Source organism: Streptomyces sp. NPDC014006 (assembly GCF_043088925.1).
Taxonomy (GTDB): Bacteria; Actinomycetota; Actinomycetes; order Streptomycetales; family Streptomycetaceae; genus Streptomyces.
The window spans coordinates 174,241-192,209 of the sequence record NZ_JBICAJ010000010.1; the positions used below are offsets into that span (position 1 = coordinate 174,241).

A 17,969-nucleotide genomic window follows, 5' to 3' on the forward strand; every position below is an offset into this window, starting at 1 on the left:
GCCAGACTGCGCCGGGTACCCAGGCGCTGCGTCGGAATCGGATTTTCCGGCTTTTCTTTCTCTTTCAGTCATTTCCTGCCGAAGTGTCTCTTCTATCTCCCTTGCTCACTTTGCGGCTCGTCGATGTCACGAGAGCGGCGGATGCGTAGTCGCCGGTCACCTGGGAACCCTGGGTTGGGTGGTCCGTAGTCGTGCGTCGTGTGAGGAGAAGCAGTACATGTCGACCACCCAGGCCCAGGTACTGATCGCACGCCGGGGAGGTGGTGCGTGATGTGCGGCCTGAGCGGAGAAATACGGTTCGACGGCGAACGGCCCGATCTCGCGGCCGTCCGGCGCATGAGTGACCGGCTCGCCGCCCGTGGCCCCGACGGCCAGGGAGTGTGGTCGCAGGGCCCCGTGGCGCTGGCCCACCGGCGACTGAAGATCATCGACCTGTCGGAGCTCGGCGCCCAGCCGATGACCGACGCCGAGCAGCAGGTCACCGCCGTCTTCAACGGATGCATCTACAACTACCAGCAACTGCGCGAAGAGCTGCTCGGCCTCGGTCACCGATTCGAGTCGACCTCCGACACCGAGGTCGTCCTGAAGGCGTACCGGCAGTGGGGGACCGCCTGCGTCGACCATTTCCACGGGATGTTCGCCTTCGCGCTCGCCGAGCACCGGACCGGCCGTCTGATCCTGGGACGTGACCGGCTGGGCATCAAGCCGCTGTATCTCGCCGGGACGCCCGGACGCCTGCGGTTCGCCTCGTCGCTCCCTGCCCTGCTGGCGGCCGGTGACGTCGACACCTCGCTGGATCCGGTGGCCATTCACCAGTACCTCAGCTGGCACGCCACGGTGGCGGCGCCCCACACCGTGCTGAACGGTGTGCGCAAGCTGCCGCCGGCCACCGTGCGGGTGGTCGAGCCGGACGGCAGCCACCGGGATCACCGCTACTGGCAGCCGTCGTACACCCGCCGCCCCGAGTACGCCGACATGGGGCCGGACGAATGGCGGGACGCGGTGCTCGACGCCCTGCGCACCGCCGTACGCAGGCGGATGGTCGCCGACGTGCCGGTCGGGGTCCTGCTCTCCGGCGGCCTGGACTCGAGCCTGATCGTCGCGCTGCTGGCCGACGAGGGACAGCGGGACCTGGCGACGTTCAGCGTGGGCTTCGACTCGGAGCGCGGGACCGACGGGGACGAGTTCCCCTACTCCGATCTCATCGCCCGGGAGTTCGCCACCGACCACCACCGGCTGCGCGTGCCCTCCGAGCGGGTCTCGACCGCCCTCGACGGTGCGATCGCGGCGATGAGCGAGCCGATGATCAGCCACGACGTGGTCGCGTTCCACCTGCTGTCCGAACAGGTGGCCAAGGAGGTGAAGGTCGTCCAGAGCGGGCAGGGAGCGGACGAGGTCTTCGCCGGCTACCACTGGTATCCGCAGCTGGCCGCCGTCGACCGGGCCGGGGCGGCCGACCGGTACGCGGAGACCTACTTCGACCGGCCCCACGCCGACCTCGCCCGCATCCTGCACCCCGACATGCTCCCGCCGGACGACGTCTCCGGCCGCTTCGTCACGGACCACATGGCGGCGCCGGGCGCGGAAACGGCGCTCGACGCCGCCCTGCGACTGGACACGCACGTCATGCTCGTCGACGACCCGGTGAAACGGGTCGACAACATGACCATGGACTGGGGCCTGGAGGCCCGAGTGCCCTTCCTGGACCATGAACTCGTGGAACTGGCGGCCGCCTGCCCGCCGGAACTGAAGCTCGCCGACGGCGGCAAGGGCGTATTGAAGGAAGCGGGCCGCAAACTGCTGCCCCACGACGTGATCGACCGGCCCAAGGGCTACTTCCCCGTCCCGGCGATCACCCATATGGCCGGGCCCGTCCTGGAGCGGGTCCGCGACACCCTCCAGGCTCCTCAGGCGCGGCAGCGCGGACTCTTCCAGCACGCGTACGTCGCCGAACTGCTGGCGGCACCCGAAGAACACCGGACCAAGCGCGGGGCGAACGCCCTGTGGCAGGTGGCTCTGCTGGAGACATGGCTTCAGACGCACGGAATATGACGGGCGAACGCATCAGCTCCGGCGCGGACGGCACCGAAGCGGCGGCCGCTCAGCGACGCACGGATCTGTTGTCGGCGCGCAGCCCCCGGGGCTCTGCGGCGGACCCGGACGGGCAGGTGCTCCCCCCGGCCTTCACGGATCCGGACCTGCGTCCCGTCCCGCATGCCGCCCTGGACCCGGAAGTGCGTCGCATCCCGCACGCCGCCCTGGACCCGGACGGGCGAGGCGTCCCGCACGCCGCCCCCGCCCACATCCCCCTCACCGACGCCTCGGGCCCCCGCGAGGGCACGACACGGCTCACCGCACACGGCTGCTGGTACCCGTCGGCCGACCCCGCAGGAGCGCAGGTGGCCTTCATCTGCGACCGGGGAGGCGTACCCCAGTTGTGGGCAGGGCCCGTCGACGGCGGTGAGGTGCGGCTCCTCGACGCCGGACCCGACCCCGTCCGCGAGGTCTCCTGGTCGCCCGACGGCCGCTGGATCGCCTACACCACCGCCCCCGGCGGCGGAGAGCACTCACGGGTGCTGTGCGTACGCCCCGACGGCACCGACCGCCGCATCCTGGCCGGAGCCGAGTCCGGCACCACGGCCTACCTCGGCTGCTGGGCGCACGACGGATCGGCCGTCGCGGTCACGGTGGCCGTCCCGGCCGGCCCGCCCGGGGACGCGGCCGCCCCGGCACCGGCCGGACACGGCGGCCCCGGCAGCGGCCTGCCGCCCGGCTGGTCGGGCCGCGGCGGCGACGCCGTACTCCTCGGACCCATCCCGCTCACCACGACGGAACCGAGGCCGACGCCGCGAGCCGATGCCCCGGTGCCCGCCGAACCCCGGAGCAGCCGCATCGCCGCCCTTCTCACCACCGCGCCCTACGGCCGGGCGACGTCCGCCCAGGACGATCCACGGCACGGCCGCTTCACCGCGACCGCCGGATTCGGCGACGGGCTGTCGGCCTACCTGATCGACCCCGACGGTGCGGCCGCCCCCGTCCTGCTGGCCACCGAGCAGGACGCGGCGACGTTGCGCGTGTGCGACCTCAGCCCCGACGGCGGCCTCGCGCTCCTGCGCCGCGGCCCGCGCGGACGGCGCGAGGCCGTCGTGGTCCGCACGACCGATCTCACCACGACGTGCGTGGTGCCCGTGGCCGACGGCGATCCGTGGATCGGCCGGTTCTCCCCCCAGGCGGACACCCTGTGGCTGCGCAGTGACGCCGAACGCGAGTTCGCGGCCCTGATCGCCGCACGACTCGACGACGAGGGCCGCCCACGGCACTGGTCCGTCGCGGTGGAGCGAGCGGGCAGCGAACTGGAACTGCTCGCCTTCGCCGACGACGGCCACACCGCGGTACTGGCCTGGAACGTCCGGGGCGCGAGCGAGACGGAGATCGTCGACCTGCCTGCCTCCGGTACGCCCACGGACGGTGTCGGCGCACCCCGTCCCGTGCCGCTGCCGCACGAAGTGGTCACCCGCATCGTCGGCGCCGGCCGGGGACGACTGCTGCTCGCGCTGTCCGGATCGCAGCGCCGCCCCGGTGTGTGGTGGCTGTCCTTCGGTGTCGAGCTGGTCCGGACGCCGTGGTCGTCGCGGGACGAGGACGCGGTGCCGCCGGGCCGCCCGCCGGTGCGGCCGGTTCCGGTCGGGGTGACCGCACGGGACGGCCTGGCGTTGCACGGCTGGTACTACCGCGCGCCGGGCCGCGGCCCCGGCGAACCCGCTCCCTGCGTGATCCACCTGCACGGTGGCCCCGAGGAACAGGAACGCCCCGTCTTCAACCCCCTGTACCACGAGATCCTCGGACGCGGGCTCGACATCTTCGCACCCGACGTGCGCGGCTCCTCCGGGCACGGGCGGTCGTTCGTGGACGCCGACCTGGGCCGGGGCCGGTTCGCCGCACTGGACGACGTGGCCGACTGCGCAGCCCACGCCGTCCTGGCCGGCCCCGCCGATCCCGCACGGCTCGCGGTGATGGGCCGCTCGTACGGCGGCTACCTCACCTTCGCCTCACTCGTCTGGCACCCCGACCTGTTCCGCACCGGGGTGGCGGTCTGCGGCATGTCCGACTTCGCGACGTTCTTCGAGGGCACGGAACCGTGGATCGCGCAGTCCGCGGCCCACAAGTACGGGCACCCTGAGCGGGACAGCGAACTGCTGCGCTCGCTGTCCCCCATGACCCGGATCGACGCGCTGCGCGTCCCCGTGCTCGCCGTGCACGGGGAGCACGACACCAACGTCCCGCCGCGGGAATCGGAGCAGTTTGTGCGGGCGGCGCGGGAACGCGGCCGGACGGCGGAACTGCTCACACTGCGCAACGAGGGCCACGACTTCCTGCGCGCCGACAACCGCCGCCTGTTCCGCCGCGCCGCAGCGGACTGGCTGCAGCGGCACCTCGTCGACCGACCGGCGAGTGGCTGACCCCACGATCGTCCGCCGCTGAGCCCTGCACCTTCCCGCCGCGGTTCTCCGCAGAGGGCTCGCGGGTGTCCGAATCCTCGGCAACGTCAAGGCCGACGTCCTCGAGCACTACGTGCCCGGGTTCGAGCGGGGCGACTGCGTGCGCACCATCCTCGACTCGCCGTGGCCGGAGCAATGCACGCGGAAGGCGCAGACGTCGTCGTGAGCGTGGCCTTCGACCAGGTGCAGTTCCCGGACGTGGCCGGGCCCGTGGAGGTCTGCACCACGGCGAACCGGTCCGGCGCCCGATACGACGTACGGGTGTGGGGCACCGTCTGCGGCAAGGGCGGGCGGGCCCGACGAGCAGAGGTGCTGCTCGTCGGGCCCGCTCTCTCACGCTCGGTCCTCGGCGACGCGGATGATCGTGCGGCCGCGGCCGCGCTCGCGCTTGGTGAAGGCGGCGACCGCCTCGGCCAGCGGCCGAACCGCTCCGACGCGGACCCGGAGCCTGCCGTCCCGCACTCGCTGGGCGAGGTCGGCGAGGCGTGCGCGGTCGGGTTCCACGACGAAGAAGACGGCCTGCCCGTCGTCGGGGCGCACGGTGGGCGGCTGGGCGATGGTGACCAGCGTGCCGCCGGGGCGCACGAGGGTGGCCGAGCGGTCGAGGATCTCGCCGCCGATCACGTCGAACACGACGTCGACTTGGCCGGCCTCCTCGAACCGGTCGGCCTCCAGGTCGAGGAACGCATGGGCCCCCAGTTCGAGAACCGTCTCCCGATCGGCGGAGCGGCCCGCGCCGATCACCCGGGCGCCCGCTTCGACAGCGAGTTGGACGGCGATCGAGCCGACCGCGCCGGCTGCGCCGTGGATCAGGACGGACTGGCCGGTGGCGAGCCGGGCATGGTCGAACAGGCCCTGCCAGGCGGTCAGCCCGGAGATCGGCAGCGCGGCTGCCACCGTGTGGTCGACGTCGGCGGGGAGCGGGGCCAGATTGCGGGCTTCCACGGCGACGTACTCGGCGAGCGAGCCGTTGCGGGCCCAGTCGGTCAGCCCGAAGACCCGCTGTCCGACGGTGAGGCCGGTCGTGCCGAAGCCGAGTTCCGCCACCACCCCCGAGACCTCGTGTCCGGGCACGCTCGGGGTGCGGTCGTGTCCTGCGCGGTCGGTCCAGGTGGCGGGCCAGTCGAGTTCTCCTCGGGTGAAGCCCGCGGCGTGCACGTGCACGATGACGTCGTTCTCGGCGGTGTGGGGATGGGGGAGGTCCTCGAGGGTCAGCCCCCTGACCCCTGCCTCGCGGTCCCGGACGGTGATGGCTTGCACGAGCATTCCCTTTCCAGGCCCGTGGGCCCTGGCACATGGACGACAGAGGCTGGACACGGACACGTGAGCGGCTCTGCAGAAGTCATTCCTGCGGTCATTCATCGACGGCCTCGAAGACCGAGAAGCCGCGGTCGAGAGGAACCTCTGCGCGTGGGCGGCGCCGATGAGGCCGGAGGTCCAGCGCACCCCCGCGATGCTGTCGGTCATGATGTCCGTGCTTTCCGATGCGATAGGCCACGAGTGGGACGTGCGTCCTTTGTCCACGGTGTCGGCCACGGGGCCCCGGCGCCGCCTCGGTCGGGCCGTGAACCACTCGGATCCGGTCACCTCAGGATGGGCCTGTGAGGTCCGGCACGCATCGGGTGGCGATCCTCGTCCACGACGGAGCCAAGCTGCCGGTGTCCGCGACGGGCGCCGACGTGGCCTCCTCGATCGGCCTGCGGATCGCGCCCGAGGGGGAACGTGACGGGGAGGGTTGCGCTACGCGGGCCGAGACGGGGTAGAGGGCACGGCGAGCGGCTGAGGAGCCGTGAGGAGGAGCTGAACATGACCGACGACGCCTACCTGTTTCTCGTGGACAAGACGACCGCGCACCTGGGCGTGCCGCCGACCGCGCTCGGTGACCTGCCGTGCATGGACACCTCGGCGGTCAGCGCCTGGCTCGCGGCCCACGACGTGACCGCGACGTCGCCGCAGCTGCGGTTGCTGCCCCCGGAGGAGACGGGATCGATCCCGCAGGACGCGGAACGGCTGCCCGTGCCGCTCACCGACGAGGAGCTGAGCCGGCTGCGCCACCGTTCGGCGCCCGAATCCTTGGCGGCGCTGGAGGACGAGCTGCTCGCCTACCGCGACTGCACCGACGGCCGCGACAGGTTGCTCACCCGGGCCCTGGCCGCCGGCGTGCCTCCGCACCGTGTCGCCGAGCTGACCGGAGAGAATCCGTCCGTGGTGGACGCGGCCGCTCGGAAGTGACGGACGGCGCCGCCCAGGCCGCCGCCCACCAGTTCCGGGCCTTCGACCTGGGCGTCACCGCGCGGGTGCGGCCCGTCAGGCGAACCAGCCCTCCACCCTCGCCCGCGGCACCCCGATGCCGGAGCGCGTGTCCATGAACGGGGCCGGCGTCATGCCGGTCGACGGGGCGGCTGCCCGAGTGGTCCTCCACCTGTGCGCGACCGACGGGGGAGGGGGAGCCGGCCGACGTGACCGAGCTGCCGCAGGTCAGGCGTTGGCGGGGGCGCGGCCGCCGTCATCACGCCGCCGTCCTCGACGCGCGCGGCGACACTGACCTTTGCATACTGCAAGAGCGGGTACCCGCATGCAGCGGCAGCGGACAGAGGTCCGCCAAGGCTCTCTGTCCCGTGTGCGACGTTGCAGGAAGGCGGACACTCCTGATGACCGACACAACCCCCCTCGATGTCTCCGCCCTCGACGTCACCGGACTCGAGGCGGCGCTGCGCGAGATCCTGGACGCCGAGGTGCGGTTCGACGCCGGGAGCAGAGGCGCCTACGTCACGGACGGCTCCAACTACCGTCAGGTGCCGATCGGCGTCGTCGTCCCCCGTTCCGTCGAGGCGGGCGCGCAGGCCGTCGAGGTGTGCGCGCGCTTCGGCGCACCGGTCCTCTCCCGCGGCGGCGGCACCAGCCTGGCCGGACAGTCCACCAACACGGCGGTGGTCATCGACTGGACGAAGTACTGCCACCGCCTGATCTCCGTGGACCCCGACGCCCGCACCTGTGTGGTCGAACCGGGCATCGTCCTGGACGAACTCAACCGGCTTCTCTCCGATCACCGGCTGCAGTTCGGACCCAAGCCCTCCACGCACAGCCACTGCGCGCTGGGCGGCATGATCGGCAACAACTCGTGCGGCGCGTCCGCGCAGGCCTACGGCAAGACGGTGGACAACGTACGCCGACTGGAGATCCTCACCTACGACGGACTGCGCACGTGGGTGGGTCCGACGTCCGAGGCCGAGCGGGCGAGCATCGCCGCCGAGGGCGGTCGGAAGGCCGAGATCTACGCCGGCCTGGACCGTGTCGTCACCGAGTACCTCGCCGACATCCGGCGCGGCTTCCCGAAGATCCCGCGCCGCGTGTCCGGATACAACCTCGACTCCCTGCTGCCCGAGAACGGCTTCGACCTGGCCAAGGCGCTTGTCGGCAGCGAGGGCACCCTGGTCACCGTCCTGCGCGCGGAACTGGATCTCGTGCCCGTGCCGCCGTACCAGTCGCTGCTGGTCCTCGGCTACGACGACATCTGCGCCGCCGCCGACGACGTGTCCCATCTGCTGGAGCACTGCTCACCCAGCCAACTCGAGGCGCTGGACGGCCGGATGGCGCAGCTGATGCGGGAGGAGGGCGCCTACCTCGACTCCCTCAAGGTGCTTCCCGAAGGCGACAGCTGGCTCATGGTGCAGTTCAGCGGCGACAGCCAGGAGGACGTCGACGAGCAGGCCCACGCACTGCTGCGCGCCGTCGGCCGCGACGAGAAGGACTCCCGGGTGGCGTTCTCCGACGACCCGGCGCGCGAGGACAAGATGCTGAAAGCCCGCGAGGCCGGGCTCGGTGTCACCGCGCGGCCACCGGACGGACGGGAGACCTGGGAGGGCTGGGAGGACTCCGCCGTACCGCCGGAGCGGCTGGGCGACTATCTGCGGGACCTGAAGGCGCTGTTCGACGACTTCGACTACGACCACCCGTCCCTGTACGGGCACTTCGGGCAGGGGTGCGTGCACACCCGTATCCCCTTCGGCCTGAAGACCGCCGACGGCGTCGCCCGCTACCGCCGTTTCGTCGAGCGGGCCGCCGACCTCGTCGCCTCCTACGGAGGGTCCCTGTCGGGCGAGCACGGCGACGGCCAGTCCCGCGGCGAACTGCTGACCCGCATGTTCGGCGAACGGCTGGTGACCGCATTCGGCGAGGTCAAGCGGGTGTTCGACCCGGGCAACCGGATGAACCCCGGCAAGGTCGTCGACCCCAACCCGGTCGACGGGCAGCTGCGCCTCGGCCCCACCTGGCGGCCGGCCAACCCTGAGACGCACTTCCAGTATCCCGAGGACGAGCACTCCTTCACCCGTGCGGTGATGCGCTGCGTCGGCATCGGCAACTGCCGCAGTCACTCCGGTGGCGTGATGTGCCCGTCGTACCGGGCCACGAGGGAGGAGGAGCACTCCACGCGGGGGCGTGCCCGGCTGCTGTTCGAGATGCTCGGCGGTCACGACGACTCGCTGATCACCGAGGGCTGGCGCTCCACCGAGGTCAAGGACGCCCTCGATCTGTGCCTGGCCTGCAAGGGCTGCAAGTCGGACTGCCCGGTGAACGTCGACATGGCCACCTACAAGGCCGAGTTCCTCTCCCACCACTACGAGGGGCGCCTGCGGCCCGCCGCGCACTACTCCCTGGGCTGGCTGCCGCTCTGGGCCCGGCTCTCGCGCCTGGCCCCCGGCCTGCTCAACACCCTGCTGCAGGCGCCGGTTCTGTCCGCGCTGGGCAAGCGGCTCGCCGGTGTGGCCGAGGAGCGCACGCCTCCGATGTTCGCGCCCCAGTCCTTCCTGCAGTGGTGGCAGGAGCGCGGGGCGGAGCAGCCCGACCCGGCGGACCCGCGCACGGTGGTGCTGTGGCCCGACACCTTCAGCACCTACTTCCACCCCTCCATCGCCATCTCGGCCGTGCGGGTCCTGGAGGACGCCGGTTTCCGGGTCGCCGTGCCCACCGAGCCCGTCTGCTGCGGCCTGACCTGGATCTCCACCGGGCAGCTCGGCGTCGCCGAGAAGACGCTGCGGCGCACCCTGGCCGTGCTGCGTCCCTACCTCGAGGCGGGCACCCCGGTCATCGGCCTCGAACCCTCCTGCACCGCGGTGTTCCGGGCCGACGCCGTCGAGCTGATGCCGGCCGACCAGGACGTCAAACGGCTCGCCGGGCAGGTCCGCACCTTCGCCGAGCAACTGGTGCACCACGCACCGGACGGCTGGCGACCGCCCCGGCTGACCCGGCAGGCGACCGTACAGACGCACTGCCACCAGCACGCCGTCATGAAGTTCGACGCCGACCGGGAACTGATGCGCCGCGCGGGCATCGACGCCGACGTCCTGGACGAGGGCTGCTGCGGCCTGGCCGGCAACTTCGGCTTCGAACGCGGCCATCACGAGGTCTCCATGGCCATCGCCGAGCAGGGCGTCCTGCCCGGTGTGCGGGCCGCGGCCCCCAGCAGTCTGGTGCTCGCCGACGGATTCAGCTGCCGCACCCAGATCGAACAGGGCGACACCGACCGCCGGGCCCTGCACCTGGCCGAGGCGCTCGCCCTCGGCCTCGACGGGAACCTGCCGAGCCGGGAGCCCGAACGACTGGCGACACGGCCCGCGCCGCCCTCGCGCACCGCCCGGTGGGCGGTCACCGCGGGCGCGGCGGCCCTCGCCGCATCGGCCGCCACCGCGACCCTACGCACCGCCTACAAGCATCTGCGCACCCGCTGACCGGCCCACCCGGCCAGGGCCCCGCGTGCTGCGCCGACACTCTTCGGAAAGGTCCTCGAACATGTCGATGAAGGTCTCCGACCACGTCCTCGAGCGTCTGCGTGACTGGGGAGTCGAGCATGTCTTCGCCTACCCCGGCGACGGCATCAACGGCCTGCTCGCGGCCTGGGGCCGCGCCGACGACAACCCCCGGTTCATCCAGGCCCGCCACGAGGAGATGGCCGCCTTCGAGGCCGTGGGCTACGCCAAGTTCTCCGGCAAGGTCGGCGTCTGCGCGGCCACCTCCGGGCCCGGCGCCATCCACTTGCTCAACGGCCTGTACGACGCCAAGCTCGACCACGTCCCGGTCGTCGCGATCGTCGGCCAGACCAACCGCAGCGCCATGGGCGGCTCCTACCAGCAGGAGGTCGACCTGCTGAGCCTGTACAAGGACGTGGCCTCCGACTTCTGCGAGATGGTCACCGTCCCCGAGCAGCTGCCCAACGTGCTCGACCGGGCGATGCGCACCGCCATGGCCCGGCGGTCCGTCACGGCCGTCATCATCCCCGCCGATGTGCAGGAACTGGACTACTCGCCGCCCGAGCACGCCTTCAAGATGGTCCCCTCCAGCCTCGGCATGCCCCACTACGCGCCGGTCCCCAGCGACGAGGACATCACGCGTGCCGCCGAGGTCCTCAACGCCGGCGAGAAGGTCGCCATCCTGGTGGGACAGGGCGCCCGCGGCGCCCGTCAGGAAGTGATGGCGGTCGCCGAACGCCTCGGCGCGGGCGTCGCCAAGGCACTGCTCGGCAAGGACGCCCTGGACGACGACCTGCCCTACGTCACCGGCTCCATCGGACTCCTCGGCACCCGGCCGTCGTACGAGATGATGACGGACTGCGACACCCTCCTCGTCATCGGATCCTCCTTCCCCTACACCCAGTTCCTGCCGGAGTTCGGGCAGGCGCGGGCCGTGCAGATCGACATCGACCCGCACATGGTCGGCATGCGCTACCCCTTCGAAGTCAACCTCGTCGGTGACGCCCGCGCGGCCCTGACCCGGCTGCTGCCCCTGCTCAAGGCGGGCAAGAACAAGGGCTGGCGCAAGAAGATCGAGAAGGACACCGCCCGCTGGTGGGAGGTCATGCAGCGGCGGGCCGAGGTCGACGCCGACCCGATCAACCCCGAGTACGTGGCACACGCCCTCAACGACCTGCTGCCCGACAACGTCATCCTCGCCTCCGACTCCGGCTCCGCCGCCAACTGGTACGCCCGCCACCTCAGGCTGCGCGGCGCCATGCGCGGCTCGCTCTCCGGCACCCTCGCCACGATGGGACCGGGCGTGCCGTATGTCATCGGCGCCAAGTTCGCGCACGGCGACCGCCCGGCCATCGCGCTGGTGGGGGACGGGGCGATGCAGATGAACGGCATGGCCGAACTGATCACCATCGCCAAGTACTACCGCGAGTGGGAGGACCCGCGCCTGATCGTCGCCGTCCTCAACAACCAGGACCTCAACCAGGTCACCTGGGAGATGCGCGCCATGGCCGGCGCCCCGCAGTTCCTGCCCTCCCAGTCGATCCCCGACATCCCCTACGCCGACTTCGCCCGCCTGATCGGCCTCAACGGCATCCGGGTCGAGAAGCCCGACGACGTCCGGGGCGCCTGGGAGGCCGCGCTGGCCTCGGACACACCGTGTGTCCTGGACTTCGTCACCGACCCGGCCGTCCCGCCGATCCCGCCGCACGCCACCCTCGACCAGATCGAGGCGGCGGCGACCTCGATCCTCAAGGGCGACAGCGACCGGACGGGCATGGTCCGCCAGGGCTTCAAGGCCAAGGTCCAGGAGTTCCTGCCCGGCGGCCGGCACCGGGAGGACCGGCCCGGCACGGAAGGACGCAAGTGAGCCACGCCGTGGAGCGCGTCGGCACCCCCGTGTGCGGCGGCGCACACGGCCCCGGCGCCACCCGCGCACCGGACCGCGTGAGCACAGGAGACGGCGACCGATGAGCACGACCACGCCCTTCCCTCCGCACGCGCTGCACGACTACGCCCTGCTCGCCGACGGGGAGCGCGGCGCGCTGATCGGACCCGACGGAGCCGTGAACTGGCTGTGCGCGCCCACCTGGCACGACGACGCCGTCTTCGCCTCCCTCATCGGCGGCGCGGGCGTCTACGCCGTGACCCCGCGCGGCCGCTGGGTGCCCGGCGGCTACTACGAGGAAGGCACGCTGATCTGGCGCAGCCGCTGGGTCACCACCGACGGCGTCGTCGAATGCCGGGAGGCACTGGCCTTCCCCGGCGACACCCACCGGCTGGTCCTGCTGCGCCGGCTGCGCGCCGTGCACGGGACCGCCCGTGTCAGGGTCGTCCTCGATCCGCGTGCCGACTACGGCCGCGCCCCCGTGCGGTCCACGCACCGCTCCGACGACGGCCTCTGGCACCTCGACACCGGCCGCTACAGGCTGCGCTGGCAGGGTGCCCCGTCGGCGGCCGTCAGTGCCGAGGGCCTGACCGCTGAACTGCGGCTCGAGTCCGGCGAGACCCACGACCTGGTCCTGGAGTGCTCCGACGTGCCGCTGCCGCAGGATGCGCCCGTGGCGGAGCGGGCCTGGGCCGACACGGAGCGGGCCTGGCGGCGGACCGTGCCGGGGCTCGAGCACACGGCCGCTCCCGGCGACGCACGCCGCTCCTACGCCGTCCTGCGCGGCCTGACCGCCCACAGCGGCGGCATGGTCGCCGCCGCGACCACCAGCCTGCCCGAGCGCGCCGAGGCCGGCCGCAACTACGACTACCGGTACGTCTGGATCCGTGACCAGAGCTATGCCGGGCAGGCCGCGGCCGCCGTCGGCGCCACCGACCTCCTGGACCCCGCCGTCCGGTTCGTGAGCGCCCGCCTGCTCGCCGACGGCCCGCGCCTGACGCCCGCCTACACCGTGCACGGTGGCCCCGTACCGGACCAGTGCGAACTCGACCTGCCGGGCTACCCGGGCGGCTCCAGCCGGATCGGCAACCGCGTCGAAAAGCAGTTCCAGCTGGACTGCTTCGGCGAGGCGCTCCTGCTGTTCGCCGCCGCCGAACGCCACGACCGGCTCGACGGCGATGGCTGGAAAGCCGCCGAGACCGCCGTCAGGGCCATCGCCGAGAGATGGCACGAGCCCGACGCGGGCATCTGGGAGCTCGACGACCGGCCCTGGACGCACAGCCGCCTCACCTGCGTCGCCGGCCTGCGCGCCCTGGCCGACGTGGCACCGCGCCGGCCCCTGGCCCGCACCTGCACCGACCTCGCCGACACGCTGTTCGCCGACACCGTGGCGAGCAGTGTGCACCCCGACGGGCACTGGCAGCGCACCCCCGACGACACCGCGGTGGACGCGGCCCTGCTGCTGCCCGCCCTGCGCGGCGCCCTGCCCGCCGAAGACCCGCGCACCCGCGCGACCCTGGCCGCCTGCCGCGAGCACCTGACCCAGGACCACTTCATCTACCGGTTCCGCCACGACGACAGGCCGCTGCAGGAGGCCGAGGGCGCCTTCCTGCTGTGCGGCTTCCTCATGGCGCTGGCCGAGCACGAGCAGGGCAACGCCGTCGAGGCGCACCGCTGGTTCGAACGCAACCGCGGTGCCGGCGGAGCGTCCGGACTCTACGCCGAGGAATTCGACATCGCCCAGCGGCAGTTGCGCGGCAACATCCCACAGGCGTTCGTCCACGCCGTGCTGCTGGAGACCGCCGCCCGCCTCGCCCACGACCCCGCACACCGCCACGCAGGGAGCTGAACCCCATGACCGAGACCGTCGTCATCACCGGCGCCAGCGCCGGTATCGGCCGGGCCACCGCCCGCCTGTACGCCGGCCGAGGCGCTGACATCGTCCTCGTGGCCCGCGGCCGGGCCGGACTGGACGCGGCCGCCGAGGAAGTCGAGTCCCTGGGCGGACGGGCGCTGGTGCAGGAGACCGACGTGGCCGACCCCGACCAGGTGGAGGCCGCCGCCGCGGCCGCCGAGGAACGGTTCGGCCCCATCGACGTCTGGATCAACTGCGCCTTCAGCACCGTCTTCGCGCCCTTCGAGGAGATCACCGCCGAGGAGTACCGGCGGGCCACCGAGGTGACGTACCTCGGCTTCGTCAACGGCACCCGGAGCGCGCTGAAGCGGATGCTGCCCCGCGACCGCGGCACGATCGTGCAGGTCGGCTCCGCGCTGGGGGAGCGGTCGGTGCCGCTGCAGTCGGTGTACTGCGGAGCCAAGCACGCCATCAACGGCTTCACCTCCTCCCTGCGCACCGAACTGCTGCACCGCGGCAGCAGCGTGCACATCACGATCGCGCAGATGCCGGCCGTCAACACCCCGCAGTTCTCCTGGGTGACCAGCCGGCTGTCCAAGCACCCCCAGCCCGTCCCGCCGATCTACCAGCCGGAGGTCGCCGCGCGCGGTGTCGTGTACGCCGCCGACCATCCGCGCCGTAAGCAGTACTACGTCGGTGCCACCACCCTGGCCACCGTCTGGGCCAACCGCTTCTTCCCGGCTCTGCTGGACCGCTACCTGGCCCGCACCGGCTTCGACTCCCAGCAGACGGACACGCGCCCGCCGACCGGCGTCAGCAATCTGTTCGAACCGGCGGACGCCGCCGCCGGCACCGACCACGGCGCCCACGGCATGTTCGACGACGAGTCGCACGGCCGGTCCTTCGAAGCCGCGCTGACCCGCCACCCGGCCGCAGTGGCCTCCGTCGTCGCCGTCGCCGCCGCGGTCACCGCGAAGGCCGCCCTGAACCGACGCGGCAGGTGAACGCGCGGACCGGCGGAGCACGCAGATGAACACGGGAGCCGGAGGAGGAGTGCGACGCGATGTCCGAGGACCAGCCGAGATCGGACGCTGCGGCTTCCTCGGCGCCCGGCGCGGGCGGCGGGGGTCTGGACCGGGAGGCCGAAGACATCACCGTGGCCCTGATGGCCGCGTCGCGTCTCATCGTCGCGCTCTCCGCACGAGCCCTCGCCTCGGTGGACGTGCCCCTCACAGTGCCCCAGCTGCGCTCTTTGGTGACGCTGCGCACCCGCGGCCCGATCACCCTGACGACCCTGGCGGCCGACCTGGAGGTCAATCCCTCCACCGCCCTGCGGATGGTGGAGCGTCTCGAAGCCCAGCAACTCGTCGATCGACGATCCAACCCCAGCAACCGCCGCGAGACCCTGCTCCAGCTGACCCCGAAGGCGCAGGAACTGGTCGACCGGGTCCTGCACCACCGGCGCACGGCGATCCGCGCCCTGGTCGAGCGGCTCCCGGGACGAGAACGGGCCGTCCTCGTCCCGGCGCTCACGGCCCTGACCGCCGCCGCTGACGAACTCGGCCTCGTCCCGGAACCGTCGAGCGACGTCGGCGGGCTCGCCGTCACGGCAGACGACCCGCTGAGCCCGTCACCTCCGCCGGAGGGCGACGCCGGTCGGTGACACAAGTCCCCGGACCTGGCGAAAGGCGCCCAGGCCGGTGCCGGCGGCCGGCCCACGCACCGCCTCGTCGGGGGAATGCCCGCCGAGGAGACGGGCAGACGGGAACGAACGGGTGCGCGGCTGCCGACCGGCCGCGTCGGGGAGGGGCGTGGTCGTGCGTATATGGCAGGAGAGTACGGAGGTCGGTCCGCGACCGGGTCACATGTCGCCGCTGGGTGCCACCTTCGACGGCGCGGGGACGAACTTCGCCGTGTTCTCGGAAGTGGCGGACCGGGTCGAGCTGTGTCTCTTCGACGAAGACGGCACCGAGGAGCGCGTCACGCTCAAAGAGGTGGACGGTTTCGTCCACCACATCTACCTGCCGGACGTCGGCCCGGGCCGGCGTTACGGCTTCCGGGTGCACGGACCGTACCGGCCGGAGCGCGGTGAGCGCTGCAACCCGAGCAAGCTGCTGCTCGACCCGTACGCCAAGGCGATCGAGGGCGAGGTCGAGTGGAACGAGGCACTGTTCCCCTACCACTTCGGCAACGCCGGCCGGCGCAACGACCTCGACTCCGCGCCGTACGTCCCGAAGTCGGTGGTGGTGAACCCGTACTTCGACTGGGGCAGCGACCACCCGCCGCGGACCCCGTACCACGAGACCGTCGTCTACGAAGCCCACGTGAAGGGCATGACCAGGACCCACCCGGCGATACCGGACGCCATGCGCGGCACGTACGCCGCGCTGGCGCACCCAGCCATGGTCGACTACTTCGTCAAGCTGGGTGTCACCGCGGTGGAACTGATGCCGGTCCACCAGTTCGTCCAGGACCACGCGCTGGTCGACAAGGGCCTGTCGAACTACTGGGGGTACAACACCCTCGGCTTCTTCGCCCCGCACAACGCCTACTGCTCGTCCGGGCAGCGGGGCGAGCAGGTGCAGGAGTTCCGCGCGATGGTCAAGACGCTGCACGAGGCCGGCATCGAGGTCATCCTCGACGTCGTCTACAACCACACCGCCGAGGGAAACCACCTCGGGCCGGTGCTGTCGCTGCGGGGCCTGGACAACGCGGCCTACTACCGCCTGTCCGAGCAGGACCCGCGCTACTACTGGGACACCACCGGCACGGGCAACAGCCTGCGGATGAACCATCCGCACACGCTCCAGCTGATCATGGACTCGCTGCGGTACTGGGTCACCGAGATGCACGTCGACGGCTTCCGCTTCGACCTGGCCGCCACCCTCGCCCGCCAGTTCCACGAGGTCGACCGGCTGTCGTCGTTCTTCGACCTCGTCCAGCAGGATCCGGTGATCTCCCAGGTGAAACTCATCGCCGAGCCGTGGGACGTGGGCGACGGCGGCTACCAGGTCGGCAACTTCCCGCCGCTGTGGACCGAGTGGAACGGCAAGTACCGCGACACGGTCCGTGACTTCTGGCGGGGCGAAGGCGGCACACTGGGGGAGTTCGCCTCCCGCCTGACGGGCTCCTCCGACCTCTACCAGAACGACGGCCGCCGCCCCTACGCGTCGGTCAACTTCGTCACCGCCCATGACGGCTTCACCCTGCGCGACCTGGTGTCGTACAACGGCAAGCACAACGAGGCCAACGGTGAGGGCAACCGCGACGGGGAGAGCCACAACCGCTCCTGGAACTGCGGCGCGGAAGGCCCCACCCGCGACCGCGACGTCCTCGCCCTGCGCGCCCGCCAGCAGCGCAACCTCCTCGCCACCCTGCTGCTCTCCCAGGGCGTGCCCATGCTGCTGCACGGTGACGAGCTCGGCCGCACCCAGCTCGGCAACAACAACGCCTACTGCCAGGACAACGAACTGACCTGGATCGACTGGCAGGACGCCATCGAGGGCAGCGAGCTGCTGGATTTCACCCGCAGGCTGATCACTCTGCGCCGCGACCACCCGGTTTTCCGCCGCCGGCGGTTCTTCAAGGGACGCGCTCCCCGGGGAACGCGTACGGAGGCGAAGGACATCGCCTGGTTCACCCCCGCCGGGCAGGAGATGACCGACGGGGACTGGGAGACAGGGTTCGCCAGGTCCCTGATGGTCCACCTCAACGGCAAGGCGATCACGGAACCGGACCTGCGGGGCCTGCGGGTGGAGGACGACTCGTTCCTCCTGCTGTTCAACGCGCACAGCCAGGCCCTCACCTTCACGCTGCCGGAAGACCTCGGCCCCTGGTGGGCGGTGGAGGTGGACACGGCCATCCCCTATGTCGAGTACCGGCCGCTGATCAAGGGCGGCAGCGACGTCGAGGTCGAAGCCCGCGCGATGCTCGTCCTGCGCAGCCACGAGCACGGCTGACCCTCCCGCGGGGCACCCGGAAAG

General features: G+C 71.9%; 11 protein-coding genes. 10 read left to right on the forward strand and 1 reads right to left on the reverse strand.

Going from position 1 to position 17,969, the window contains the following annotated elements:
* Positions 1-270 precede the first annotated feature (270 nt).
* Together ACF1GV_RS30475 and ACF1GV_RS30480 are read left to right on the forward strand one after the other, a co-directional pair.
* Complete coding sequence (locus ACF1GV_RS30475; protein ID WP_391686863.1) at positions 271-2,052, forward strand: N-acetylglutaminylglutamine amidotransferase; 1,782 nt, start codon at positions 271-273, stop codon at positions 2,050-2,052.
* Positions 2,049-4,460 (forward strand): S9 family peptidase, encoded by a 2,412-nt coding sequence (locus ACF1GV_RS30480; RefSeq protein WP_391686866.1) that lies wholly within the window; start codon positions 2,049-2,051, stop codon positions 4,458-4,460. Before ACF1GV_RS30475 ends, ACF1GV_RS30480 begins: the two co-directional genes overlap by 4 nt.
* A gap of 372 nt (positions 4,461-4,832) precedes the next feature.
* Here the strand turns inward: ACF1GV_RS30480 and ACF1GV_RS30485 are convergent, their stop codons facing one another.
* On the reverse strand, positions 4,833-5,759 hold the full coding sequence (locus ACF1GV_RS30485) for an NADP-dependent oxidoreductase (protein ID WP_391687311.1): 927 nt from the start codon (positions 5,757-5,759) through the stop codon (positions 4,833-4,835).
* A 341-nt stretch (positions 5,760-6,100) separates the two neighbouring features.
* Here ACF1GV_RS30485 and ACF1GV_RS30490 point away from each other — a divergent pair, with 341 nt between their 5' ends.
* The 8 genes from ACF1GV_RS30490 to glgX all read left to right on the forward strand — a co-directional run bounded on the left by ACF1GV_RS30490 (position 6,101) and on the right by glgX (position 17,945).
* Entirely contained in the window at positions 6,101-6,262 is a 162-nt protein-coding gene (locus tag ACF1GV_RS30490; RefSeq protein ID WP_391686869.1) for a hypothetical protein, read from the forward strand.
* Between the two features lie 43 nt (positions 6,263-6,305).
* Positions 6,306-6,731 (forward strand): DUF6003 family protein, encoded by a 426-nt coding sequence (locus ACF1GV_RS30495; protein ID WP_391686872.1) that lies wholly within the window; start codon positions 6,306-6,308, stop codon positions 6,729-6,731.
* Positions 6,732-7,150: 419 nt separating this feature from the next.
* Positions 7,151-10,228 carry an FAD-binding and (Fe-S)-binding domain-containing protein gene (locus ACF1GV_RS30500; RefSeq protein ID WP_391686874.1) on the forward strand — a complete coding sequence of 1,026 codons (3,078 nt, stop codon included), beginning with the start codon at positions 7,151-7,153 and terminating at the stop codon, positions 10,226-10,228.
* 61 nt (positions 10,229-10,289) lie between these two features.
* Positions 10,290-12,113 carry a thiamine pyrophosphate-requiring protein gene (locus ACF1GV_RS30505; RefSeq protein ID WP_391686876.1) on the forward strand — a complete coding sequence of 608 codons (1,824 nt, stop codon included), beginning with the start codon at positions 10,290-10,292 and terminating at the stop codon, positions 12,111-12,113.
* 100 nt (positions 12,114-12,213) lie between these two features.
* A complete protein-coding gene (locus tag ACF1GV_RS30510) occupies positions 12,214-13,980 on the forward strand; it encodes a glycoside hydrolase family 15 protein (protein WP_391686879.1) in 1,767 nt (588 codons plus the stop codon).
* Positions 13,981-13,985: 5 nt separating this feature from the next.
* Positions 13,986-14,990, forward strand: coding sequence for an SDR family oxidoreductase (locus ACF1GV_RS30515; RefSeq protein ID WP_391686882.1), 1,005 nt, complete (start codon positions 13,986-13,988; stop codon positions 14,988-14,990).
* Positions 14,991-15,049: 59 nt separating this feature from the next.
* Positions 15,050-15,649, forward strand: coding sequence for a MarR family winged helix-turn-helix transcriptional regulator (locus tag ACF1GV_RS30520; RefSeq protein WP_391686885.1), 600 nt, complete (start codon positions 15,050-15,052; stop codon positions 15,647-15,649).
* Positions 15,650-15,851: 202 nt separating this feature from the next.
* Entirely contained in the window at positions 15,852-17,945 is a 2,094-nt protein-coding gene (gene glgX / locus ACF1GV_RS30525) for a glycogen debranching protein GlgX (protein ID WP_391686888.1), read from the forward strand.
* The last annotated feature ends 24 nt before the right edge of the window (positions 17,946-17,969 follow it).

What these genes read in the sequence shown, in the direction of transcription:
- ACF1GV_RS30520 (WP_391686885.1), top strand. Translation starts at nt 15,050, where the DNA reads ATGTCCGAGGACCAGCCGAGATCGGACGCTGCGGCTTCCTCGGCGCCC.
- ACF1GV_RS30505 (WP_391686876.1), top strand. Translation starts at nt 10,290, where the DNA reads ATGTCGATGAAGGTCTCCGACCACGTCCTCGAGCGTCTGCGTGACTGG.
- ACF1GV_RS30480 (WP_391686866.1), top strand. Translation starts at nt 2,049, where the DNA reads ATGACGGGCGAACGCATCAGCTCCGGCGCGGACGGCACCGAAGCGGCG.
- ACF1GV_RS30500 (WP_391686874.1), top strand. Translation starts at nt 7,151, where the DNA reads ATGACCGACACAACCCCCCTCGATGTCTCCGCCCTCGACGTCACCGGA.
- ACF1GV_RS30510 (WP_391686879.1), top strand. Translation starts at nt 12,214, where the DNA reads ATGAGCACGACCACGCCCTTCCCTCCGCACGCGCTGCACGACTACGCC.
- ACF1GV_RS30495 (WP_391686872.1), top strand. Translation starts at nt 6,306, where the DNA reads ATGACCGACGACGCCTACCTGTTTCTCGTGGACAAGACGACCGCGCAC.
- glgX (WP_391686888.1), top strand. Translation starts at nt 15,852, where the DNA reads ATGTCGCCGCTGGGTGCCACCTTCGACGGCGCGGGGACGAACTTCGCC.
- ACF1GV_RS30515 (WP_391686882.1), top strand. Translation starts at nt 13,986, where the DNA reads ATGACCGAGACCGTCGTCATCACCGGCGCCAGCGCCGGTATCGGCCGG.
- ACF1GV_RS30475 (WP_391686863.1), top strand. Translation starts at nt 271, where the DNA reads ATGTGCGGCCTGAGCGGAGAAATACGGTTCGACGGCGAACGGCCCGAT.